The 22,655-nt window shown below is 55.3% G+C and carries 19 protein-coding genes; 2 read left to right on the forward strand and 17 right to left on the reverse strand.

Annotation, left to right across the window (positions count from 1 at the left end; translation table 11 throughout):
* Positions 1–13: 13 nt before the first annotated feature.
* The 16 genes from KXU80_RS11000 to KXU80_RS11075 all read right to left on the reverse strand — a co-directional run bounded on the left by KXU80_RS11000 (position 14) and on the right by KXU80_RS11075 (position 19,107).
* Positions 14–1,576: a response regulator transcription factor gene (locus tag KXU80_RS11000; RefSeq protein WP_219838218.1), complete on the reverse strand. Its 1,563-nt coding sequence runs from the start codon at positions 1,574–1,576 to the stop codon at positions 14–16.
* Positions 1,569–3,359 (reverse strand): sensor histidine kinase, encoded by a 1,791-nt coding sequence (locus tag KXU80_RS11005; RefSeq protein WP_219838219.1) that lies wholly within the window; start codon positions 3,357–3,359, stop codon positions 1,569–1,571. Before KXU80_RS11005 ends, KXU80_RS11000 begins: the two co-directional genes overlap by 8 nt.
* A 197-nt stretch (positions 3,360–3,556) precedes the next feature.
* Positions 3,557–4,228 carry a GTP pyrophosphokinase gene (locus KXU80_RS11010; protein WP_219838220.1) on the reverse strand — a complete coding sequence of 224 codons (672 nt, stop codon included), beginning with the start codon at positions 4,226–4,228 and terminating at the stop codon, positions 3,557–3,559.
* 33 nt (positions 4,229–4,261) lie between these two features.
* Entirely contained in the window at positions 4,262–5,644 is a 1,383-nt protein-coding gene (cls, locus tag KXU80_RS11015) for a cardiolipin synthase (protein WP_258171440.1), read from the reverse strand.
* A gap of 1,115 nt (positions 5,645–6,759) precedes the next feature.
* Positions 6,760–7,452, reverse strand: coding sequence for a winged helix DNA-binding protein (locus KXU80_RS11020; protein WP_219838222.1), 693 nt, complete (start codon positions 7,450–7,452; stop codon positions 6,760–6,762).
* A gap of 251 nt (positions 7,453–7,703) precedes the next feature.
* On the reverse strand, positions 7,704–8,411 hold the full coding sequence (locus KXU80_RS11025; RefSeq protein WP_219838223.1) for a FadR/GntR family transcriptional regulator: 708 nt from the start codon (positions 8,409–8,411) through the stop codon (positions 7,704–7,706).
* Positions 8,412–8,620: 209 nt separating this feature from the next.
* Complete coding sequence (locus KXU80_RS11030) at positions 8,621–9,352, reverse strand: LutC/YkgG family protein (RefSeq protein WP_219838224.1); 732 nt, start codon at positions 9,350–9,352, stop codon at positions 8,621–8,623.
* On the reverse strand, positions 9,345–10,883 hold the full coding sequence (locus KXU80_RS11035; RefSeq protein WP_219838225.1) for a LutB/LldF family L-lactate oxidation iron-sulfur protein: 1,539 nt from the start codon (positions 10,881–10,883) through the stop codon (positions 9,345–9,347). The genes KXU80_RS11030 and KXU80_RS11035 overlap by 8 nt, the downstream gene beginning before the upstream one ends.
* A complete protein-coding gene (locus tag KXU80_RS11040) occupies positions 10,880–11,608 on the reverse strand; it encodes a (Fe-S)-binding protein (RefSeq protein ID WP_219838226.1) in 729 nt (242 codons plus the stop codon). The genes KXU80_RS11035 and KXU80_RS11040 overlap by 4 nt, the downstream gene beginning before the upstream one ends.
* Before the next feature lie 139 nt (positions 11,609–11,747).
* Positions 11,748–12,512, reverse strand: a complete 765-nt coding sequence (locus KXU80_RS11045) for a DeoR/GlpR family DNA-binding transcription regulator (RefSeq protein WP_219838227.1) — start codon at positions 12,510–12,512, stop codon at positions 11,748–11,750.
* Between the two features lie 26 nt (positions 12,513–12,538).
* Positions 12,539–14,005 carry a rhamnulokinase gene (locus KXU80_RS11050; RefSeq protein ID WP_219838228.1) on the reverse strand — a complete coding sequence of 489 codons (1,467 nt, stop codon included), beginning with the start codon at positions 14,003–14,005 and terminating at the stop codon, positions 12,539–12,541.
* Positions 13,998–15,284 carry an L-rhamnose isomerase gene (rhaA, locus tag KXU80_RS11055; RefSeq protein WP_219838229.1) on the reverse strand — a complete coding sequence of 429 codons (1,287 nt, stop codon included), beginning with the start codon at positions 15,282–15,284 and terminating at the stop codon, positions 13,998–14,000. Before rhaA ends, KXU80_RS11050 begins: the two co-directional genes overlap by 8 nt.
* Positions 15,285–15,303: 19 nt before the next feature.
* Positions 15,304–15,681 (reverse strand): sensory rhodopsin transducer, encoded by a 378-nt coding sequence (locus KXU80_RS11060; protein WP_219838230.1) that lies wholly within the window; start codon positions 15,679–15,681, stop codon positions 15,304–15,306.
* A gap of 18 nt (positions 15,682–15,699) precedes the next feature.
* Complete coding sequence (locus KXU80_RS11065) at positions 15,700–17,769, reverse strand: bifunctional aldolase/short-chain dehydrogenase (RefSeq protein ID WP_219838231.1); 2,070 nt, start codon at positions 17,767–17,769, stop codon at positions 15,700–15,702.
* Between the two features lie 167 nt (positions 17,770–17,936).
* On the reverse strand, positions 17,937–18,353 hold the full coding sequence (locus KXU80_RS11070; protein ID WP_219838232.1) for a hypothetical protein: 417 nt from the start codon (positions 18,351–18,353) through the stop codon (positions 17,937–17,939).
* Between the two features lie 94 nt (positions 18,354–18,447).
* Positions 18,448–19,107, reverse strand: coding sequence for a DUF4253 domain-containing protein (locus KXU80_RS11075; protein ID WP_219838233.1), 660 nt, complete (start codon positions 19,105–19,107; stop codon positions 18,448–18,450).
* Between the two features lie 250 nt (positions 19,108–19,357).
* Between KXU80_RS11075 and KXU80_RS11080 the strand changes: the two genes are divergently transcribed.
* A complete protein-coding gene (locus KXU80_RS11080) occupies positions 19,358–20,545 on the forward strand; it encodes a beta-ketoacyl-[acyl-carrier-protein] synthase family protein (protein ID WP_219838234.1) in 1,188 nt (395 codons plus the stop codon).
* Positions 20,546–20,748: 203 nt separating this feature from the next.
* On the opposite strand, the gene KXU80_RS11085 is transcribed toward KXU80_RS11080, so the two are convergent.
* The gene (locus KXU80_RS11085; protein ID WP_219838235.1) at positions 20,749–21,576 is read right to left on the reverse strand and encodes a phytanoyl-CoA dioxygenase family protein; all 828 of its coding nucleotides are present in this window, start codon (positions 21,574–21,576) and stop codon (positions 20,749–20,751) included.
* 151 nt (positions 21,577–21,727) lie between these two features.
* Between KXU80_RS11085 and KXU80_RS11090 the strand changes: the two genes are divergently transcribed.
* A complete protein-coding gene (locus tag KXU80_RS11090) occupies positions 21,728–22,606 on the forward strand; it encodes a helix-turn-helix transcriptional regulator (protein WP_219838236.1) in 879 nt (292 codons plus the stop codon).
* Positions 22,607–22,655: the final 49 nt, after the last annotated feature.

Genomic DNA, 22,655 nt, shown 5'->3' on the forward strand with positions numbered 1-22,655 from the left:
TTCAGTTCCATCTCTATTTTTTGCGGTATGTGGACGGCGAACTTCCGACATATTTGCGGAATTTGCTATGGAAATAATCCACGTTGGCATAGCCGACTTTCTCCGCGACTTGATAGACCTTGAAGCCTTGCTCCAGCAGCGTCTTCGCTTTCTCGATCCGCACTTGGTCCAGGTACGTATTGAAGTACTCGCCGGTCACGCTCTTGAAGAGCTTGCCCAAGTAGGCGCTGTTGTAATTGAATACTTCCGCCAAGGTCTCCAGCTTCAAATTCTCGTCGTAGCTGCGATGGATCAGATCGATCATTTTGTTGATCTGCTTATCCGTGCCGCCCGTGGAACAGCTTTTAACAGCCGCCGACAAAATCGCATAAATATGTTCTTCGAGCACGTCGTAGCGGTTTTGCGTATAGATTGCATGTATCCCGGCCGATAGTTGACTCCCCGACCTGCATTCGTCGCTGCCCTGCGGCATCTTGTTCATCACGGCCGTTACAATCCCCGCGAAGGTGGACTTTACGGCCTCCTCGGACGCTCCGCTTCGGAGGAGTTTTCTACCCATGCTCGTGACGAGCTGCTTCACCGTATCGGTATTTCCGACATCAATGGCAAAATACAGCTTCGCCGCGAGCTCGTTGCTGTCCGGCACGGCTGCTTCCCCGGAATCGGAAGCACTCTCCGAGCCGTGATGCAATTGTGCGCTTGCTGCCATGATGAGCTGCCCGCCGGCATAGAAGAAGCTTCGGCTCAGAAGCAGCGCCGCTTCTTCGAAGGAACGCCGAATATCACCGAAGCTGGATACGGCGGAACCGCATGCGGCAGCGATATCCATCTGCTGATCCGGTATGAAGGCGGCGATTTCGTCGTACAGCCGCTTGACCATCCCCTCCGATTGCAGCTTGTCCTTGAGCAGCAGGCCGATCGCGGTATCCAGCATGAATACGACCGCTCTGTTCTTCGCGCCGAATGCGGACGCGATACGGTCCCGGATCACACTGACATAACCGGGCTCGATACCATGCTCCCTCCCGTGCAATTGAATCAGGACAACGCTGTAGCTGTCCCACAGCATCCCTGCTGCCGCAAGCTCGGTCGACGTAACCGCAGCATTCCGCTGTCCGCCTTCTGACGAGAGCACGCTCCGTACCAGCTTCTCCCTGTCCCAATCCTGCCTGGAGCCGTGCTCCATCTTCTTCTGCTGCTCCCGGGTAAGCACGGCATTGAGCTTCGCCAAGTGGGCAATCAATTCATCCTCGTCCACCGGCTTCAGCAGGTAGCCCTCGGTATTCAGTCCCATCGCCTTCTTCGCGTAATCGAAGTCCGCATAGCCGCTGAGAATAAGCACAAGGACCTCTTCGTTCTTCTGCCTGACGAGCTCGATGAGCTCCAGACCGGTCATGCCGGGCATGCGAATATCGACAATAAGGAGCTCCGGGCGGTGGATGTCGATCTTACGCAGCGCGTCGTTGCCGTTCGCAGCCGTATCGACGACCGTGAAGCCAAGCGACTCCCAGTCGATCAGCGTGCGCAGCCCTTCGCGAATCGTCGGTTCATCATCCGTAATCAACACTTTAAACATAGCCGCCATCTCCCATCGGTATCATGAATTGTACTTTCGTACCAAAGCCCGGCTCGCTCCAAATACGCAGCCCGTATTCTTGACCGTACATCAGCTTGAGGCGCATATGAACATTGCGCAGTCCAATCCGGTTGCCTTCACGCTCCTCAGCCTCTTCGATCGATTGATATAGAAATGTGAGCTTCTCGGCAGGCATTCCGTCGCCATTATCGGCCACTTCGATTTGGATCTGCCGTCCGACGAGGCTTGCGGTAATCCGAACCCGCCCGCCGGCCTCCCTGTTTTCAAGGCCGTGAATGACCGCGTTCTCGACGATCGGCTGAATAATAAGCGGCAGAATCGGCACCTGCTCGATCTCGGGATCGACTAGCAGCTCATACTGCATCCGGTCCTCGTAGCGAAACTTCTGAATGTCCAAATAACAGCGGACCATATCGATCTCGTGGCGGAGCAGGACCGTGCGGCTGCCGACCTCGAGCGTTTTGCGCATCATTTTGCCGAGCAGCCTGACGACGTTCGATATTTCGCGTTCGCCATTCAAATGCGCTTTCATTCGAATGGATTCCAGCGCATTGAACAGAAAATGCGGATTGATCTGGCTTGCCATCATCTTGAATTTGATCTCATTCTGCTTCGATTGGAGCTCGACCTTCTGCTTGTTCGTGTCCTGCACCTCGGCGAGGAGCTCGTTGATGCTGGCGACCATGCTGTTGAACTGCCTGGATAGCTGCCCGATCTCATCCCTCCCGTCGATATCCATGGATACGTCCAAATTGCCCGTCGCGACCTTCGTGATCTGCTTGCTGAGACGCAGCATCCGCTTGGACAGCAGCGCCGAGAACGCGTAAATAAGCGCGATCGCAACCGCCAGACTGATGAGAATGACCGTGAGCGCAAGCGTGATTATGCCGTTCGCTTCCTTCACGATGCTCGCGATCGAGAAGACCGATATGATCCGGATGCCGTTCAGGCTGGAGTCAGGGATCAGCGGCTCAATCTGTATTTGCGAGGAGTTGCCGTCTACGACTGCTTGGTAGCTGCCGCTCTGCTTATCGATAACATTGGGATCGAAGCTGATGCCCGCCAGCGATTTGCCTTCGAGATGGGGCCGGTTAGCCGCTACGATATTGTCATTCCCGTCCACGATCAACGTCTCGAACGATTCCTGGCTGAGAATGGCGTTCAGCTTGTCCGCATTCACATTGATGACGAGCACGCCGTTCGTATGTTGGGTCAGAAAATCGATTTTGCGCACCAGGCTCAAATAATTGGTATGGTCGCGCTCGTCCTCCATGTAGTACCAGGCGGTCAATCCGCTGCTCTTCAGCGCAGTCTGGTACCATTCGGACGCGATGATTTCCGGGGACGGCTGCAGAAACTCCCAGTTGTTAAGCAGCGTCTGGTTGTTCACGTACAGACGAATGTTGGCGATATCCTTATACAAGCGGATATAGTCTTTAATATCGGGGTATTCCTTGTAAGCCCGGACAACCTCGATGACCGACTCGTACTGCCGGTTCGCAAGCAGATCCAGCCTGCTGTCATTGGACATCCGGTAAGAAATATCCGTAGACACGTTGATGACCTCTGCCGTTCGTTTCTTCACCCGCTCCACGTTGCTTGCCGTCTGTTCCAGCGCATTGTGAAGCGCCATATTCCGAAGCTCGGATGTTAGAAACGCGCCGACCATAATGACGGGGACAAAAGCGACGAAAATAAAAGAGAGCACCAGCTTCGTTCTGAGCTTCAGGTCGTTGATGCCGCGGATCAAAAAGTTAAACATAAGCGGGCGTCCTTCCTTATCGGCAAGCGATTGTTGTTTGTGAATTGGAAGCGCTTTCAATATTGAACAAATAAAAATGATCACTTGTTATTGTAAACAAATGATCATTTCAAATCCAGTCCACAATTTTTGATATTTTCATATAAAAATTAGTGGTTTTTCATATCAAATTACATACTCTACCTATTCCCGTGCGCTCAGCTCAATGTCGGTAACATCGGAAGCGCCAGCGTTTTGGCAGCCTCGCTGCTGTCGCTGAACTTCTGGACTTCTTCCTTCAACCCCAGCATTCGGCGATCGAGCATCCCGATCATATCGGCGGTCGCTTTCAATTGCTCGCGAATCGAAGCCGGCATGTCGTCATGAAATTGATAATAAATTTTATGCTCCAGGCTCGCCCAGAAATCCATCGCGATTGTGCGCAGCTGGATCTCCACGTTCACATGCTCCGTCCGGTCGGACAGGAAGATCGGTATCGAGATGATCAGATGAAGGCTCTGATAGCCGTTCGGCTTGGGCTCCTTGATATAATCCTTTACTTCCAGTACCTTCACGTCGCCTTGGCTGCGAATCATGTCATACACGCGGTAAACATCCGTTGTGAACGAGCAAATGACCCTGACGCCAGCAATGTCGCGGATATGGGCAGCCGCATTTTCCTTCGATACTTCCACACCTTTGCGCTGCAGCTTCTCCACGATGCTTTCGGGCGATTTGATGCGCGTCTTCACATGCTCGATGGGATTGTAATTTTGGATAAATTGCAGCTCTTCGTTCAATATCGTCAGCTTCGTGCTCACTTCATCCAGCGCAAATTTGTAGCTCATGAGCATCTTGGCCCATTCCATGACCATCTGCTTGTCCATCATCGTTAGGTCACCCTCCTATGCATCCTGATTTCTCTATAAGATCGGCGAAAGCAGACGCACGCACGATTCCCTGAATCGCTCCAGCATGGAGCGCTGCTTGTAGTCCTCATACGTCAGCTCCGTGCAATCCAACATATCATCTTCAAATATACGCTGCAGCCGTTCGGCGGTTTCCGTATCGTACAAAATCGCATTCACTTCAAAGTTCAGCTTAAAGCTCCGGATGTCGACATTCGCTGTCCCGACCGAAGCAATATGGCCGTCCACGACCATCGATTTCGCGTGGAGGAAGCCTTTTTCGTACAAGTAGCATTTCATTCCATCGGCGAGCAGCTCGCCCAAATAAGAGAAGGTTGCCCAATAGACCATTTTGTGATCCGGCTTGCTGGGCAGCATGATGCGCACATCGATTCCCGACAGCACCGCCAGCTTAATAGCGTTCAGCAAGCTCTCATCCGGGATAAAATACGGCGTTTGTAAATAAATCGACTTCTTCGCGGAGAAAATCATTTTGATATACGCATTCTTGATCTGCTCCGTCGTCTGGTTTGGCCCGCTCGAGACGATTTGGATGCCGGTCGTTCCGCAATTGGCCGTCGGCGGATACAATCCGAGCACCTCCCGGCTCATCGGCGAATGCGATGCCAGATTCCAGTCCATCATATAATGCGCCTGCATCTGCAGGACGGCGTAGCCGGTAATGCGCAGATGGGTGTCGCGCCAGAAGCCGAACCTGGCGTTCCTGCCCATATATTCGTCGCCGACATTGAAGCCGCCGATGTAGCCGATTTGGCCGTCGATTACAGCAAGCTTGCGGTGGTTGCGGTAATTGACGCGAATGTTCAAGTACGGAATCTTGGACGGGAAGAAGTACGCGACCTCGCCCCCCGCCTGAAGTAGCGGTTGGAAGAAATCCCGTGACAACGCGGAGCTGCCGATATCGTCGACGAGGAACCGCACCTTGACGCCCTGCTTGGCCTTTACTGTTAAGGCATCGATGAGCTTGTTGCCGATCTTATCGTTGTGAACCATGTAGTACATCAGATGAATATGATGCGAAGCATGCTCAATATCGTCGAGCAGCGACGCGAATTTGTCTGGTCCGTTCGTAAAAATCGCCACGTTGTTGTTTTGCGTATACAGGGCAAAGCCGCTCGTCAAATTCATATAGATGAGGTCCGCGTAATTTTCCGCTGCATCATCATTAAACACAATTTGATGGTCGCGAAACTCCCTGCGCTGCTGTTCAATGAGTGCCGCCATCGTTTCCTTGGTTCGTTTGTTCAGCTTGTAGAGCTTCTTCTTGCTCAAATTTTGGCCGAGCACCAGATAGACCACGAAGCCGACCGCCGGCAGAAACAGCAGCACCATCAGCCAAGCCCACGTCACGCCGACGTTTCGCCGCTCCATGAACATCACCGCGATGGCGAGTGGAATATTAATGACCGTTATAATGGAAAATAAGTTCGAAAGGACGAAGTCCGTCAATGCTGCTTCACCTCAGTTGCGTTTAGGTTGTGATGGCCGCGCGGGCGAGCGCAGGCTGTGCCGCTGCGAGCTGGGCGCCGCCGGGCACAAACAGGCTGGGCGCGAGCGGGCTGGGCTTGCGCCGAGCGGGCTGACCCAGGCTGTGCCGCTCGGCGAGCTGGGCCCCGCCGGGTGAAGCAGGCTGAGCACGGAGCGGACAGGGCTTGCGCTGTGCGGACTGCGTGCGCGTCGGCCGCCTGGGCTCCGCGCGGAGCGGATTGCGCCACCGCGCGGAGCCGGCTAGGTCGGCGCGAAGCGGAGCAAGCCGTGCTCGCGAGCTGCGCGCGAGCCGAGTTTCTTGCACAAGTATACCCTATCTGAGGTAGAAGAGAAAATGTAGGCTGCTGCATCACCCTTTTAACCGGTTTTACTCGTTTTACCACCAATGTAGGCTACTAGATCACCCTTTTAACCGCTTTTATTCGTTTGACCACCAATGTAGGCTACTGGATCACCCTTTTACCCGCTTTCACTCGTTTGATCGCCAATGTAGGCTACTGGATCACCCTTTTAGCCGTTTTTACTCGTTTTACCACCAATGTAGGCTGCTGCATCACCCTTTTAACCGTTTTTACTCGTTTGACCACCAATGTAGGCTACTAGATCACCCTTTTAACCGCTTTTATTCGTTTGACCACCAATGTAGGCTACTGGATCACCCTTTTAACCGCTTTTATTCGTTTGACCACCAATGTAGGCTACTGGATCACCCTTTTAGCCGTTTTTACTCGTTTTACCACCAATGTAGGCTACTGGATCACCCTTTTAGCCGTTTTTACTCGTTTGACCACCAATGTAGGCTACTAGATCACCCTTTTAACCGCTTTTATTCGTTTGACCACCAATGTAGGCTACTGGATCACCCTTTTAACCGCTTTTATTCGTTTGACCACCAATGTAGGCTACTGGATCACCCTTTTAGCCGTTTTTACTCGTTTGACCACCAATGTAGGCTACTAGGTCACCCTTTAACGCGCACTCACCCTTTTCTCAACATCCGCCTCCTACCCCATTTGGTCAATTTGGATAAATAATCGATAACGCATAATTCTGCCCGATTTAGCAATCGTGGTGTGCAGAAGGCCTTTATCGGCCAGCGACCGTAGATTTGCCGCTGCCGTTTGCTTATGTATGCCGAGTGCTCTCGTGATTTCAATTAATGACATCTCGTCCAAGCGTTCCTGCATCAATTGCAAAATTGCCCGTTCATAGACATTTAAGATTGAACCCTCCGTCTGAAGCATTCCTCCCCACTTTGCGAGTCCCATCAGCAGCGTCTGCTGACAACGCCCTGGCTTTTCATTCATTTCATCAAACGCGAATCGCAGGAGCTGCCAGCCGTCAATGAGTAGATGATTCTGACGAAACAGATCATCCGCGAACTTCCATCGGCTAATATCGCGCCAGTGCGGGCCAAATCCATCCACTTCGACAATCAGTTTTAGCGGGTGCTTCGGCAGATACGCAAAATCTGCAAAACGCGTACCACCCCTTATATCCTTAAGCTCGTATTCCGGATGCAGATCATTTAACTGGCCAACGGCAGGCCACCATACCTTTTCTAAAAACAATTTCGCAGCCTGATCCTGTTCCTTCAGCCGTCGTTTGCGTTCCTCGGAACTTTGCATCATGGCCTGCTTCATCATCTCCGCATAGGCTTGTTCGAAACGCTGATTGACGTGTTCTGCTTGTTTCATTCTATGACCTCCAAAAAATAAAATAGGCTGCCCGCCCGGGATCATACCGGGAGAGTAGCCTGTGCTTCAGGACGCTATTCGTTTTATAACTAAATCGGCTAAATCGACTAGTTGGCCTAGTTGGGCTTGTTGGGCTTATTGGGCTTGTTGGGGATTGTTGGGCTTGTTGGGTTTGTTGGGTTTGTTGCGCACCTTATGGCCGATGCGCCACGGCTATCCATCGCCATCAGCTTCCACAACCGGCTCAGTCTTTACAACACGGACATCAAGTTGCTCACGACATGCGCTAAATGCGCCTTCATCCGCTGGCCTGCCAACTCGGCATCCCGCGCGGCGACGGCTTCAAATATCGCCAGATGCTCACGGTACAGCCGCTCGGCAACAGATCGGTTCGCGTAGATTTCGACGCGCCGGATTTCGCGGATGGCCGTCTCGAGCTGCCCGATAATGGACTCGAACAGACGTATCAGAATGGAGTTGCGCGTCGCTTTGGCCAAGGATAAATGAAAAAGCAGATCGGTCCGCTCTCCCTCCGCATCGTCGCCGACTGACGCTTCCATCTCGTGCACCAAGCCGCGAAGCATCGCAATATCCTCGTCCGTGGCTTTGTCCGCGGCGATGGACGCATTCGCAACCTCCAGCGATTGCCGCGCCTCCAGCAGTTCGAGCAGCGTTTCGCGGTTCATGCGAAGCGACTGCAGCTCGGGCAGCTCGACCTCGATCGGCGCGCTGCTAATGACGGTGCATCCCCCGCCCTGCCGAATTTCAATAAAGCCCATCGCCTTCAAGGCGCTTAGCGCCTCGCGCATCGTGGAACGGCCGACGCCGAACTGCTCCGACATCTCCTTCGTCGACGGCAGCTTGTCGCCGACCTTCACCTTACCGTCCGTAATGAGCCGCTTAAGCTGCTCGGCGATTTCCTCGTAGTGGTTTCTTTTGGACAAACGGGTGACTTCCATCCCTCTATTCCTTTCTTCGGCTCAACCTCCCTCACGTTCAGGGCCGGTCGCAGCGCAGGCATGACTTCGGAAGTCAGCTTCGCTCCGTCAATTATGCCTTACAATATAACAGAAATCGGCAATCGGCGAAACTGTTTCCGCATCGGGCGGCTCCTCTAACCGGGAGAAGCGCTTAGAAAGGCTGGAACGTCACACGCGCCGTCTGCCGCCTACCCGACAACGAGCGCATACACAACGCCCGGACCGTGCACGCCGATCGTCAGGTCGTTCTCGATATCCGCCGAGCGGCTCGGTCCGGAGATGAAGTGAATGCCTGCCGGCAGCTGCTCGCGCCCAACCTGGTCGAAGTTGACCAAAATCTCGCCAAGCCGCGTATGCAGGCGCTCCACCGGGATGATGACCATCAGCACTGTCGGCAGCAGGCTGACGGATCGCCCTTTGTCCTTGCCGGACAGCACCGTGACCGAGCCGGTGTACGCCGCTGCGTAGTCCGCAACCACGATGCCGAAATCCGCTTCCGCGGCACGCGCCTTCCAGTGCTCATTCGGGTCGCTGTTCCAGACCGTGAACGCAGCGCCCGGAATGGCGCCTTCCAGATCAAGCGCGTTCAGCTCCGGCTGATTCTGCCGAATCACGAACCTCGCGCTCATATCCGCCGCTTTGCCTGCTATGAATGTACGCGCGTCCTCCATCGTAGCGAGCCGCTCCGAATGACCGCCAACCGCGCGGAAATTCGCCATGAATTTGGCGATCCGCTCCTCGACCGGCCACTCGAATTCGTTCCAAAACGCCGGCGCGCCTCGGTAAGGATGCGCCGGCGGCGCAGGTACGCGCGGACGTTTCAATTTGCTGGAGATGCCGTCAATGAAGCTGACCTGCTTCGCGCGCGACTTCGCTTCCATCTCGGCCAGCCACGCCTGATGCTCCTCTGATTTAGCCATGATGCCCGTGACCTCCTTTGCCTTTGCCGTTTCCGCCGCGATCGCGGACAATCCCTTCCATGCGGCTCTTCATCGCAGGATCCATCTCCTGCAGGCCGTGACGGAGCTCTTCCTCCATCGTCTTCCATTGCTTGCGGAACGTCTCCTTCGGCAAACTCGGTGCCACCCGGTACGTGTTCCAGCCCTTCAGCGGTCCAACCTTGAGACGGATGCCTCCGTCACGAACGACGAGCTTTTGCCCGATTTGCCCGATCTTGATGGCCGCCTTGTACCGCTTCGCGTTCGACATCACCGCAGCGAACCCCTTCATCCCGAGCGCCTCCAGCTTATCGCCTCGTCCTGCTTCGAGCTTCCGGCGGCGCAGGTAGATCAGCATTTCGTGCAGCGGGATCTTGACCGGACACGCCTCATAGCAGGCGCCGCACAAGCTCGACGCATTCGCGATGTCATCCCACTCGGCGACGTTCTTCTTCAGCGCAGGCGTAAGCACCGCACCGATCGGACCGCTGTACGTGCCGCCGTAGGCATGGCCGCCGATATGACGGTACACCGGACAGGCGTTAAGGCATGCGCCGCAGCGAATGCAGTTGAGCAGCTCCTGAAACTCCGGATCGCCAAGCTGCAGCGAGCGTCCGTTATCGACAATGATTATATGCATTTCATCCGGTCCGTCCGCATCGGCCTCGCGTCTTGGCCCTGTGATGCCGGACATGTATACCGTCAGCTTCTGGCCCGTTGCCGAGCGAGGCAGCAGTGTTGCCATGACCTCAAGATCCGTCCAAGACGGAATGATCCGCTCCATGCCCATCAGCGTAATTTGCGTCTTCGGCACGGTTGTCACCATACGCGCGTTGCCCTCATTCTCGAACAGCACCATAGATCCCGTCTCGGCGATGGCGAAGTTGCAGCCCGTCATGCCGATGTCCGCCTCCAGAAATTTCTCCCGCAGCTTCCGGCGCACGAACCCCGCCAAGATTTGCGTATCCGGCGCAAGTGTCTCGCCTGCGTCGGCGGAGAGTAGTTCGGCGATCTGATAACGGTTCTTGTGAATCGCCGGAATGATGATATGCGAAGGCGTCTCGCCAGCCAGTTGAATAATGTATTCACCGAGATCCGTCTCAATCGCTTCGACGTCGATCGATTCAAGCGCATGATTCAAGTGCAGCTCCTCGGTGACCATCGACTTGGATTTCACGACCGACTTCGCTTCCACCCGCTTCGCAATATCGAGCGAGATCTGCACGGCCTCCGCAGCCGTGTCGGCAAAATGCACGTTCACGCCATTCGCCCGCGCATTGTCCGCGAACAGGTTCAAATAATAATCGAGATGCGCGATGGTATGCAGGCGGATTTGCCGTCCCTGCTCGCGCCATTCGTCCCAATTGCCATGATCGGCCGCCGCGTTCTCCTTGCCGCTGCGCAGCCGCTCCGTCGTGAATTTGACCGCCTTGCGCAGAAAATCATTGTTCAGCGCCAGCTCCGCGCGCGCCTTGACCGTTGCGCCGCCAGCCGCAGTTCCCGTTCCGCTCATGCGCCTTTCACCCCTTCATACAAGAGTTCCGCCAGATGCATCACGCGCACCGGCTTGTCGCGATACCGAAGATTGCCCGCAATGTTCATGAGGCAGGCCATATCGAGGCCGACCAGCACCTCGGCTTCCGTCTCCAGGACGTGATCCGTCTTCTCCGTCACCATCGCGCCGGAAATATCGGACATTTTCACCGCAAACGTTCCCCCGAAGCCGCAGCAATCGTTGGCAAATGGAAGCGGAACCAGCTCCATCCCCTCCACCTGCTCCATAAGCAGCAGCGGTTCTTCCTTCACGCCGAGCAGCCTGCTGCCGTGGCAGGACGGATGATACGTCACTTTGTGCGGGAAGTAAGCGCCTACATCCGTAATGTCGAGTACCTGCACGAGGAACTGCGTGAACTCGTATGATTTCTCCTGCAGCTTAAGTGCTTTCGCCAGCATAACAGGGTCGTTCTCGAACAGCTTGGGATAATGATGGATCATGCCGGTACAGGAGCCCGAAGGCGAAATGACAAAATCGGAGTCCTCGAACGCTGCGATAATCGTGCGAGCCGTCGCACGCGCTTCATCCCAGTAGCCGCTGTTGAACGCGGGTTGGCCGCAGCAGGTCTGCACGGTCGGAAACGCCAGCGTGATGCCGTATTTGGCTAGCAAACGGACCATGGCTTCCCCGACGCGGGGGTAGATGGCATCACTCAAGCAAGTAATAAATAAGGACACTTTCACAGTACCCTTCACCTCTTTCTCAGATGGTCTATGATGATTATTTTATCAGGTTATCAGACATGTTGGCAACAAAAAAAGCGACTACGGGCGGCTGTCATGCCGTTCTTCCGTGTAAGCCGCATATATTCCAACCGTCAGCTCAAACCGTGTGCACCGAAAGGGTCCGCTCCCGCAAAGCAGCAAGCGTCTCCCGCGCCGCGCGCCGGTCAGTAATTATTGTATGCACGTCGCCAAGCTCCGCTACATGCGTGAAAGCTTGAACACCGAATTTGCTGGAATCGGCCAAGAGGATGACGTCGTCCGCCATGCCGAGCATTTTCTGCTTTATGCGTGCTTGCAGCTCGTTGGACTCGCTGATGCCCCGCTCCAGATGCACGCCTTTGCAGGAGAAGAACACTTTGTCGACGTGATACGCATCAAGAGAACGCTCCGCTAATGGACCTACGAAGGAGAGCGACCGCTGCGCAAGAATGCCGCCGGTAGAAATGACCTCGATGCGTTCCTTGCCGCTCAGCTCCATCGCGACTTTAATGGAATTCGTCAGCACCGTCAGCGGCAGGTCCGGCATAATCGCTGCCATGTACCAGGCGGTCGTGCTCGCATCAAGGAGGATGCGGTCCTTCGGCTGAATCAGCTTCACTGCTTCCTCGGCGATTCTTCGCTTCTCCTCCGCATGCGTGATTTCCCGCTCCGCGTACGGAATTTCCGGCTGCATCTGCGCATCCTTCACGCTGACCGCGCCGCCATGAGAACGGCGCAGACGACCGGCTTGTTCAAGCCGGTCCAAGTCACGGCGGATCGTCTCCTCCGTGACTTGGCACAGTTCGCTCAGCTCCGTGACCCGAATGCTGCCTCGTTCGTTCACCAGCTCAACTATTCTCTCATAGCGCTCCGCAACCAGCATAGCCAACCTCTTTCCGCAACCTGCTTCTATTTCATAACCGCGAGAAATCTCCCGTATGCCTCTTCCCACTGCGATCCGTCCTGCGACTCATAGACGTGAACCGGGAACGACTCGCGAATGACTCGGCGCGCTTCCCAAATATCCGATAGCTCGACCTGCGCAATCCATTGCACGGCCAAATTGCCGAGCGCGCTTCCTTCCACGGGACCAGCCCACACGGGTTTACCAATCGCATTCGCCGTCCATTGGCACAGCAGCACGTTCTGTATGCCGCCGCCGACCATATGAAGGCCGCTAAAGCTTTTGCCCGACAACCGCTCTGTTAATTCAAGCACATATCGGTATTTGAGCGCAAGACTTTCGAGAATGCAGCGGACGAATCCGCCCAGCGTCACCGGCGCCCGCTGCCCCGTTCTCTCGCAATACTGCGCAATGCGGGAAGGCATATCTCCGGCACGAAGGAACATCGGGTGATCGGGATCGACGAACGATTGGAACGCGGGAGCCTGCTCCGCAAGCGCGACGAGCTCTGGGAAGCTATATGCGAGTCCCGCGCGCTCCCACGTTCTGCGGCTTTCCTGCAAAATCCAGAGCCCCATAATGTTCTTGAGCAGCCGGTACGTGCCGTAAACGCCGCCTTCATTCGTGAAATTAAGCGACTGGGCGAGCTCCGTCATGACCGGCTGATCCACTTCCGTGCCCATCAGCGACCACGTGCCGCAGCTCAGGTAGGCAAAATCCCGTTCCAGCGCCGGTACCGCCGCCACCGCCGAACCGGTATCGTGCTCTGCTACCGCGTAAACCGGTATGCTGCCGATGCCCAGCTCTTCCGTCAGCGACGCGCGTAAGCGCCCGACCTGCGTTCCCGGCTGCACGATGCTGCCGAACAATGAAGGCGGCAAGCCGATATCGCGGATCAGCTCCGCATCCCAGCCGCCCTGCAGCGGATTGTACAGCTGCGTAGTCGTCGCATTGGAGAATTCATTGTGCATCTCGCCCGTTAAGAAGTAACGCAGCAAATCCGGAATCATGAGAAAATGCTTCGCCTGCTCCAGCAGCGGCGAACCCGCTTCCTTCAGTGCGGCAAGCTGGTAAATCGTGTTGAACGGGAGAAACTGGATTCCGCTCCGGCCGAAAATCTTGCCGGCCGTCAGCCGCTCCATCGTGCGTTCCATGACGCCGTCCGTATGATGATCGCGATAATGGTACGGATTCCCGAGCAGCTCGCCATTCCCGCCGATCAGGCCGAAGTCTACCGCCCAGGAATCGATCGCGAGGCTTGTCGGCGTCTCCCCGGCAATCTTAGCCTTCAGCAGTCCTTGCTTGATTTCGTGAAACAAGCGCAGGATATCCCACTGCAGCCGATCGCCCACCGCGACGGGATCATTCCCGAAGCGGTGGATCTCTTCGACTTCAATTTTCCGGTCGTTCAAACGGCCAAGCAGCGCCCTGCCGCTGCTTGCGCCGAAATCATACGCCAGAATACTAGGCATTCTTCACCACTGCCGCTTCGGACCCACGCTGTAGCAGCACGTCGTTCTCGTACGCCTTCACTTCGGCCAGCCATGCCTCGCGAACCGGCACGCCTTGCTTCGCGCAGTAGTAATCCCATACGGCGCCGAATGGATAAGACTTGAACTCTTCCGTCAGTGCAAGGCGTGTCGTGTAGTCGCCTGCAAGCTCAGCTTGGCGAAGCGCCTCGACGGGATCCAGCAGGCCGCGAAGCAGCGCCTTGATCGTATTGCGCGTACCGATGACCCAAGCGGCTACGCGGTTGATGCTGGCATCGAAGAAATCGAGGCCGATATGCGTTTTGCCCAGCAGATCACCGCGGACGAGCTCGCGTCCGATATCGATCAGCTCGTCGTCGAGCGTCACGACGTGGTCGCTGTCCCAGCGCATCGGGCGGCTGACGTGAAGCAGAATGCCGTCGGCAAACAAAGCTAGCGATGAGAGCTTATTGGAGATGACTTCCGTCGGATGGAAATGGCCCGCATCCAGACAGATCAGCTTATTGTTTTGAATGCCGTAGCCCATGTAGAACTCATGGGAACCGACAACATACGCTTCGGAGCCGAGGCCGAACAGCTTGCTCTCGATCGCATCGAGGTTGTGAGCCGGGTTCAGCTCTTCCGCGAACACTTCGTCAAGCGCAGCCTTCAGACGCTTACGCGGGGCTAGACGGTCGACCGGCGTATCCTTGAAGCCGTCCGGCACCCAGACGTTCGTAACGCAGGTTTGGCCCAGCTCCTCGCCGAAATACGCGCCGATCCGCCGGGACGCCTTGCAATGGTCAATCCAGAACTGGCGGATGTCCGGATTGGGGTGACTCAGCGTGAAGCCATCCTTGGATTTCTCGTGCGAGAAGCAGGTCGGGTTGAAATCAAGGCCCAGCCCCTGCTCCTTGGCCCACTCGACCCAGCGCTCGAAATGCTTCGGCTCGATCGCGTCCAGCTCTACCTTCTCCTCCGTATCCGCGTAGATGGCATGCAGATTAACCTTATGCTTGCCCGGGATGAGCGAGAGCGCTTTCTCCAAATCCGAGCGGAGCTCCGCAGGCGTTCCCGCCGCGCCGGGATAGTTGCCCGTAACCGAGATCCCGCCTGTAAGCGCTTGATCTTTATTCAGAAATCCGCGGACGTCGTCTCCCTGCCAGCAGTGCATCGAGATTTTGATATCCGCAAGCTTCTCCAGCACCGCATCCACATTAATGCCGTGACGGGCGTACAACGCCTTGGCTGCTTCGTAATTCGCTGCAATACTTTGCTCCATGTTCATGCTCCTTTATCGGTTATTTGATTGGGTAAGCCATAACGGACATGAGTGCATTCTCGGCTTGCGTCGCATCCAAGCGGCTGTACTGCACGATGACCGGCAGGTCGCTCGCTACCTCGATGGCGTAGGGGACGCCGACCGGAATCGACTCCCCATTTGCCTCCAATGTGGAGGTACGGATATGCTTCGTTCTTCTGCCCGGCACGACGTACGCGATCCCTTCGATCGGTGCCCGGTCCTCGAAAAAAATCGTAATGAGCAGCTGTGCATCCTCCGATGCACAATTAAGCACGCAGATGGATTCATGGCTTGCTAGCGTTCCCGTTCCCGCGCTGGTCGGCGGAATATAACCGTCCGGAATCATCCAATGCTTCTCGCCTCTTGCTTGATTCATGCTCCGCACCATCCTCTCTTATCTTGTGAAAGCAGCAGGTACGCCGCCGTCGATCGTCAGCATGCAGCCCGTCGTTTTGTCCGCCTTCGACGAAGCGAAGAAGGCTACGCCCTCGGCAATGTCGTGCGGATAGATGTTCACGAGCAGCGTCGTGCGCTTGCGGTAGTACTCCTCCAGCTGATCCGGCTCGATGCCGTAAGCGGCCGCGCGCTCGTTGCGCCAGCTGCCGTTCCAGATCGCGGAGCCTTGCAGAATCGCATCCGGCAAAATCGTATTGACGCGGATGCCGAATTCGCCGCCTTCAGCCGCAATGCAGCGCGCAAGATGTGCTTCCAGTGCCTTGGCCGCGCTGTACGCCGACGCGCTCTTTCCTGCATATACGGAATTCTTGGAGCCGATAAACACCATATTGCCGCCCACGGACTGCTCCTTCATCAGCTTGAACGCCTCGCGCGCCACCAGGAAATAGCCCGTTCCAAGCACGTTAATGTTCAAATTCCATTCTTTCAGAGACGTTTGGTCAAACGGACTCGATGTTGCGAGTCCCGCATTGTTGACGACGATATCCAAACCGCCGTAAGCGAGCGATGTCTGGCTGATGGCGTTCATAACCGCTTCCTCGCTCGTGACGTCCATCCTCACTGCGACGGCGCGGCCTTCGCCGAACTTCTCATTAATTTCGGCGGCGACGCGCTCCGCACCTTCCAGATTCAGGTCGGCGAGCACGACATGCGCGCCTTCCGATACGAGCCTGCGGGCGGTTTCGCTGCCGATACCGCCTGCGCCGCCTGTAATGAACGCGACTTTGCGGGAGAATTCCGCTTCAGCTGGCGCAAGCGACAATTTGTACAGCTCAAGCGGCCAGTATTCCACATTGTAGGATTCGTTCTCGCTCAGCGAGACGAATTCGCCGAGTGCCGTTGCGCCGCGCATGACGGCGATCGCGCGGTGATACAGCGCGCCGCTGACTTTGGAATTGGACCAGCTTTTGCCCGTGTTGATCATGCCGATTCCCGGAATAAGGATCACCCGCGGAGCGGCTTCGAACATGACGTCGCCTTCGTTCTTGTTGCGCTCGAAGTAGGCTTCGTATTGTTTCTTATACGCGGCGATGCTTTCTTTCAGAATGGCCTTCAAGCCCTCGATATCGGATGCATCCGGCGTCCAATCAATGAACAGCGGGACGACCTTCGTGTGCACCAGGTGGTCCGGGCAGGCTGCGCCGACTTGGGACAACGCGGCGGACTCGGCCCCGCCGACGAAGGCCAGTACGTCCGCCTCGTCGTCGAACGTCAGGATCATTTTCTTCGCGTCACTTACGGCCCCGCGGATCGTCGGCATGACTTGCGAGGCGATGCTTCGGCGAACGTCTGCTTCAAGCGCCGCATGCTTCACGCCGCCGAACAGCTTCGCTTCATTCACGCGGGCCTCGATGAACGCTTCCGCTTCCGAGATGATTCGGATTGTTTGGGCATAGGCTTCCTCGCTCGTGTCGCCCCAAGTAACGAGACCGTGCTTCTCCATGAGCACAAGCTCAGCGTTCGGATTGTCCAGCACGCCTTGCGCGATCATTTTGGACAGGGTGAAGCCCGGGCGTACATAAGGCACCCATACGAAGCGGTCGCCGAAAATCTCCTTCGCCAGCTGCCTGCCGTTATCCGCGCAGCAGAGGCTGATGATGGAATCCGGGTGCGTATGATCCACATGCTTGAACGGAAGGAACGCGTGCAGCAGCGTCTCGATGGAAGCGCGTGGGTGCTTGCTGTCGATCATGCAGTGCGTCAGGTAACCAACCATTTCCTCGTCGGACATCGCATCGCGCTCGAACAACGGGCGGATATCTTCCAAGCGGAGCCCGGTGAAATTGGCGGCTTTCATCGTGGCAAGGTCAGATCCGCTTCCCTTGACATACATAACCTCGATTTCGCGGCCGCGGAAATCCGTAACCGTCGTCTTGCTGGACGTGTTGCCGCCGCCCCAGTTGCACACGCGGCGATCGCTCCCGATGATGTTCGAACGGTAGACGAGCTGCGCAAGACCGCCCTCCAGTTCTGCTGCCTGCTCATTTTGCCATAAACTCTGAACCATCTGTTTACCTCCGAATAGGTTTAATAATTGCTTATCACTCAGTCTATCATGTTTGTTTATTTTTGAATATATAAATTCAAACAAAAACAAAGATATAATGTTTGTTTCGGACAAAAACAAAAACCTGGCTTCCGATTGATTCGAAATCCAGGTCTTTCGCTGCAGTTTTAACGTTTAGGCTCATCCATATGAAGCTGCTTCCGCGCTTCCCGCTCCCGCTGGTACCGATTTTCGGTAATCGCGCGATACATCGCAAACAGGCAAATCCCGCCGTAGAAGACAAGACCGAAATAGAAATCCGGTCGATCGCCTTCTTTACGCATGACGAGCACCACCGCGAGTAGTATTGTAATCAAACCGCAATCCACTAAATTCATAAGCAGCAATCCGGATGTCCGTTTCCAGATGCGCTGCCTGAGTTTGATATAAACCAGCTTTTGAAAAGCGAACCATGCAGTCCCCGCCCCAACTACGTACATTCCAAATCGGACAAACTCGTCAACCTTCTTATCTCCCGAATACAGCATCGAACCGAAGAAGAAGACGACGAATGCCCCGACTAGAAGGTACAGCATTACCTTCATCTGCCTACACCTCGCCTTTGCGCCAGCTTATCGTACCGATTAACCATTCCATCTCCCTCGGCATCCGGCGCCAGTAGGTCAGGTCCGCATGCAGTCAATCCCACCAGAGATAGAGCGTACCGCTGGTCTCCATCTCCCACCGCAGTGCACTGACCGTTTCTGTGCCTTGGTCGACCACGTCGGGGCAGAACGCATACACCTCGTCCGCAAGCTTAGCTAATTGGTGATGCTTGCCGGTAAACTTGGCCTCCACCCAATCATGTCCCGCCCCTGTGATGCGGAAAAGGTACGCCTTCTCCCATTCTTGAAGCTTGCTGATGACATCCGCATTCAAAATATCGTAGTTTGCCCCGTCCGTACCGCGGCTTCGTAAAATATCATACTGATCCTCGCTCTTTATGAGCGTCAGTTCATCCGCGTCTATGCCATAATTCCGCTCGCTTCTGAACAGCAGCAGCCCTTGTACCGGTTTGTCTATGAATGCTTGAATCGCTTTGTCGGCTTTGTCTTCGGATAGCTCCACGGTTATGCCGTCGAATTCTTGCTTCGGATCGTACGCGTACTCAGAAGCTTTCAATCGCTGGATCGTTTCCTTCCTCGCAAATTGTTTCATTTCGAGCGCCGCCTGTTCGTTGATGCCCGCAGCAGCAGCGATACTTCGCTCGGTTTCGGTCAGCTTGGCTTCAGATCGTCCGCATCCCGATATTGCGAGAAGCAGAATCACAAGCGGCAGCAGCTTATAACGATTCGTCATGATACACCTGCCAGTTAAGATTAGGATCGCCCTCATTAAGAAGCATCTTCCATTCCTTGTATAAATTTGTCGAAATTTGAACAACTCCTTCGCCTTCCCTCCATCTCCCGCCAGCCGGTCTTGGAAACAAAGACAATCATCCGAAATGACCCGCAACCTTTGACCTATTTTTTATTAACTGTATCTTCAAAATCTTCCGAAATTTTATTTGTTAGGTAAAAAATACAATTTTAAAGGAGACAAAAGAACGATGTCGGACCGAATTGCAATTACGGGATTTGGCGTCAAAGCTGCAGGAGGCGAGAACAATATGCATTTGCTGGATACGCTTCTAACGGGGAAGACCGCTTTCGAGCTGTATTCCGGCTATGCGCCGAGAGGCAAGAACGTCGCGCTTGGTTTGGTGAAGGGGAGCCTTGGGGAATGGGACGAACGAGAGTATGCTTTTCTGCCGAGGTTCGTGAAGCTCGCGCTTGCATCTACGCAAGAAGCGCTCGCTCTGAGCGGACGGATCGTGGATCCGCGGCGGTGCGGCTTGTTCTTCGGCACGAGCCTTGGCGGCACGCATGATTTGGAAGCAACCGCCCTTCTGACCCGGGATTCCCGTTTCAGAGACATCCCTACCCATGTGTGCGGACTCGTTAATTATCACAGCGCTTCTTCCGCGGTCAGCCATTATTTTGATCTTCCGGGGATTACCAAAACGGTCGTTACGGGCTGTACGTCTGGGCTCGAAGCGCTCCAGGACGCCATCGTCTATATGAAAGCGGGGATGATCGACCGCGCTGTGGTAGGCGGAACCGATCGGGCGATTTGCACATCGATTGTGCACTGCTTCAGCAAAACAAGAAGCTTGCCGCTCGGAAATGACATTGAAGCATGTGCGCTGCCTTTCTCGACGGACAGTAAGGGCTTCGTCATATCGGAAGGCGCCTGCACGATCATGATCGAGCATGAAAGCGAAGCCCTGCGACGAGGCGCCCGGATCTACGGCTTCATCGATGCGATCCATAGCAACAACGACGGCAGGAACATTAATGGCATGGACGATTCGGGACAAGCGATTCATGCGACAATGGCAGAAGCGGCAGCAGGGAGAAAACCGGATTACATCAACAGTCAAGCGCTCGGAAGCCGAACCAATGATGCCATTGAATACCGCAATGCGCAAGAGCTCTACGCGAACGAAGTCAAGGTTACGACGATCAAAGGCATCATCGGGCATTCGTTCGCATCCAGCGGCCTCGTGCAAATGGCCGCATCGCTTCTAAGCTTCGAGCACCAGTTCATTCCTGGTATTTACCGGACGAATATGAAGGGTTACGAGAGCTTGAACGTGCAGCTTGAGACGGAGGCCAACATCCCGGTCAAGGAAGTGCTGATCACCGCGCACGGGTACGGCGGCAATAATGTCAGCGCGTATCTAATGAAGCAATAAGCACCAGTTGCGACAGCGGACGGGCGAAGCCTCGATATTCCTCTGCCCTGCGTTCGATGTTGCTCTATCTTATGTTCTTATTCGAGTCGTCTCAGCATCAAAATCACTCTACAAAACAGCGACAGCCCGGGACCTTATTTCTTATCCCTGGCTGCCGCTGTTTTGTTAAGGACAATTTATTGTCTCTTGATGCAAGTTAACTGTTATCGGGTGTACAGTGTCGGAAAATATTCCTCCCGGTCGAATCGCATCCCCGGCTGCGGACGCGCCCCCAGCAATTTCAGGTTGTCATGCCGCTGTCTCACTTCCCGGAAGTAGGTGTCGCCCGGCATGAGGTGCGCGACGACCGACAGGCGTGGATCGCTGGAATAGTTCGTGCCCGAACCGTGGAATGTCAGCGCATGATGGAAGCTCGCCTGGCCGGCTTTCAGGATGCACGGCTCCTCGACCCAATCCCGCGTGGCGAATTTGGCCCTTAGCTTGCCCATGTCCTGCTCGAAGAACGTGTCGCTGCCTTCCACCGCTCCCCATTTGTGCGAGCCCAGAATCGTCATCATGCCGCCGTTGTTCAGATCGGTATCCTGCAGTGCGATCCATACCGTAACCATATTCGTCGTGCTGCTGACCCGCCAATAGCCATAATCCTGATGCCAGCCTACATTGCCCGCGCTCGTCTCCTGCCCATTCGTTCCGGGCTTGTAGATCACTTGATCATGCCACAACCGGATCGAGTCTTCGTTCAGCAGCTCGGCGGCCATATGGCCGAGGTTCCGGTCGGTCACGACGCTGTGTACCTCGTCGTTGATCCACCAGCCGTTATCGAACTTGCGCAGCGCGTGCGGGTTCGCCGGCATCGTAAAGTGATGCATCGGCAGGCCGAAGCCGTCGTACTTGCTGTTCCAGATGCGTTCATGTGCTTCGCGCAGACGCGCGATCGTGTCATCGTCCAGCAGCTTCGGGCTGATCCAATAGCCGTCCTCTTGGAATCGGCGCTTATCTTCTTCAGTCACCTGATACGGAATTACACTCATCTCATCGCCGCCTTCTCACATATTTCATTAGTTTCGTTGCTTCAACTATCCCCATTGTAGAACAGACGTGGCAGCGTTGACTTCCGTATATCTATCAAATAGGATTAGACACATCTAGACAATTAGACACACGGAAAGGCGTTGATCCCAAGTGCCTCCTCGCAGCAAAAATCATTCTGTTCGCTGGGAATACCATCAGGAGCATGCAGCCTCATTCGGCAGGCAAGTACCCGAGCTGATCATGCTCGGCTTTGACCGCTTTCAGGAAGCCTCTCCGCTCTACGATCATCGGCATGAGCGCTGCTATGAATTCGTGTACGTCGAGAACGGCAAAGTGACGTGGGAGGTCGAAGACGGCGTCTATCCGTCGCATACGGGTCAATTTTTTCATACGCGGCCGGGGGAATGGCATCGAGCGCGGCTTAATTTTATCGAGCCATGCAGCATCTGGTGGATGATCGTCATCTCCCCTTCCGAACGGCGGGACTGGCTTGGCTTCGCCGACGAGGACCGGCAGCGGATGCAAGCCTCGCTCGCTTGCCTCCCTCGCATCGTCTCAGCGGATGTCCGCGTTCGCGAGCAGTTTCTGAAGCTCCGGGGGCTGCTTGCGCAGGGTACGGAAGCGGATGCGTTCCGGGTGCGCCATTATGTGCTTGACCTGCTGCTCCATCTGCTCTATCCGCCTGTTGCGCGGCAAATACCGGTCGATCTGCATGAAGCGGTGCTCGCACTCACGGGTGCGATCGAAGCGGAGCCTGCGCGGCGCTGGGCGAACAAGGAGCTGGCGGCCAAGGCAGGCGTAAGCGAGTCGCATTTCTACCGGCTGTTTCAAGACTTGCACGGGCAATCGCCGGCGAATTATATCGACAGGCTGCGGATGAACCGGGCTTGCGAGCTGCTCCGCCAGCCGGGAGCGAACGTCACGAATGTTGCCATGGATCTCGGCTATAAGACCAGCCAGCATTTTGCCACCGTATTCAAGAAATATATCGGCGTTTCGCCTACGCAGTGGCGAGCTTCGCCTGATTGAGCTTCTGAAAAAATCATAGCTGCTGGAAATGATCTACATCCCTTTCCAT

Source organism: Paenibacillus sp. R14(2021) (genome assembly GCF_019431355.1).
Taxonomy (GTDB): Bacteria; Bacillota; Bacilli; order Paenibacillales; family Paenibacillaceae; genus Paenibacillus_Z.

What these genes read in the sequence shown, in the direction of transcription:
- KXU80_RS11075 (WP_219838233.1), bottom strand. Translation starts at nt 19,107, where the DNA reads ATGACGAATCGTTATAAGCTGCTGCCGCTTGTGATTCTGCTTCTCGCA.
- KXU80_RS11060 (WP_219838230.1), bottom strand. Translation starts at nt 15,681, where the DNA reads ATGAATCAAGCAAGAGGCGAGAAGCATTGGATGATTCCGGACGGTTAT.
- KXU80_RS11050 (WP_219838228.1), bottom strand. Translation starts at nt 14,005, where the DNA reads ATGCCTAGTATTCTGGCGTATGATTTCGGCGCAAGCAGCGGCAGGGCG.
- KXU80_RS11005 (WP_219838219.1), bottom strand. Translation starts at nt 3,359, where the DNA reads ATGTTTAACTTTTTGATCCGCGGCATCAACGACCTGAAGCTCAGAACG.
- rhaA (WP_219838229.1), bottom strand. Translation starts at nt 15,284, where the DNA reads ATGGAGCAAAGTATTGCAGCGAATTACGAAGCAGCCAAGGCGTTGTAC.
- KXU80_RS11025 (WP_219838223.1), bottom strand. Translation starts at nt 8,411, where the DNA reads ATGGAAGTCACCCGTTTGTCCAAAAGAAACCACTACGAGGAAATCGCC.
- KXU80_RS11035 (WP_219838225.1), bottom strand. Translation starts at nt 10,883, where the DNA reads ATGAGCGGAACGGGAACTGCGGCTGGCGGCGCAACGGTCAAGGCGCGC.
- cls (WP_258171440.1), bottom strand. Translation starts at nt 5,644, where the DNA reads ATGTTCATGGAGCGGCGAAACGTCGGCGTGACGTGGGCTTGGCTGATG.
- KXU80_RS11000 (WP_219838218.1), bottom strand. Translation starts at nt 1,576, where the DNA reads ATGTTTAAAGTGTTGATTACGGATGATGAACCGACGATTCGCGAAGGG.
- KXU80_RS11030 (WP_219838224.1), bottom strand. Translation starts at nt 9,352, where the DNA reads ATGGCTAAATCAGAGGAGCATCAGGCGTGGCTGGCCGAGATGGAAGCG.
- KXU80_RS11070 (WP_219838232.1), bottom strand. Translation starts at nt 18,353, where the DNA reads ATGAAGGTAATGCTGTACCTTCTAGTCGGGGCATTCGTCGTCTTCTTC.
- KXU80_RS11045 (WP_219838227.1), bottom strand. Translation starts at nt 12,512, where the DNA reads ATGCTGGTTGCGGAGCGCTATGAGAGAATAGTTGAGCTGGTGAACGAA.
- KXU80_RS11020 (WP_219838222.1), bottom strand. Translation starts at nt 7,452, where the DNA reads ATGAAACAAGCAGAACACGTCAATCAGCGTTTCGAACAAGCCTATGCG.
- KXU80_RS11080 (WP_219838234.1), top strand. Translation starts at nt 19,358, where the DNA reads ATGTCGGACCGAATTGCAATTACGGGATTTGGCGTCAAAGCTGCAGGA.
- KXU80_RS11065 (WP_219838231.1), bottom strand. Translation starts at nt 17,769, where the DNA reads ATGGTTCAGAGTTTATGGCAAAATGAGCAGGCAGCAGAACTGGAGGGC.
- KXU80_RS11010 (WP_219838220.1), bottom strand. Translation starts at nt 4,228, where the DNA reads ATGATGGACAAGCAGATGGTCATGGAATGGGCCAAGATGCTCATGAGC.
- KXU80_RS11085 (WP_219838235.1), bottom strand. Translation starts at nt 21,576, where the DNA reads ATGAGTGTAATTCCGTATCAGGTGACTGAAGAAGATAAGCGCCGATTC.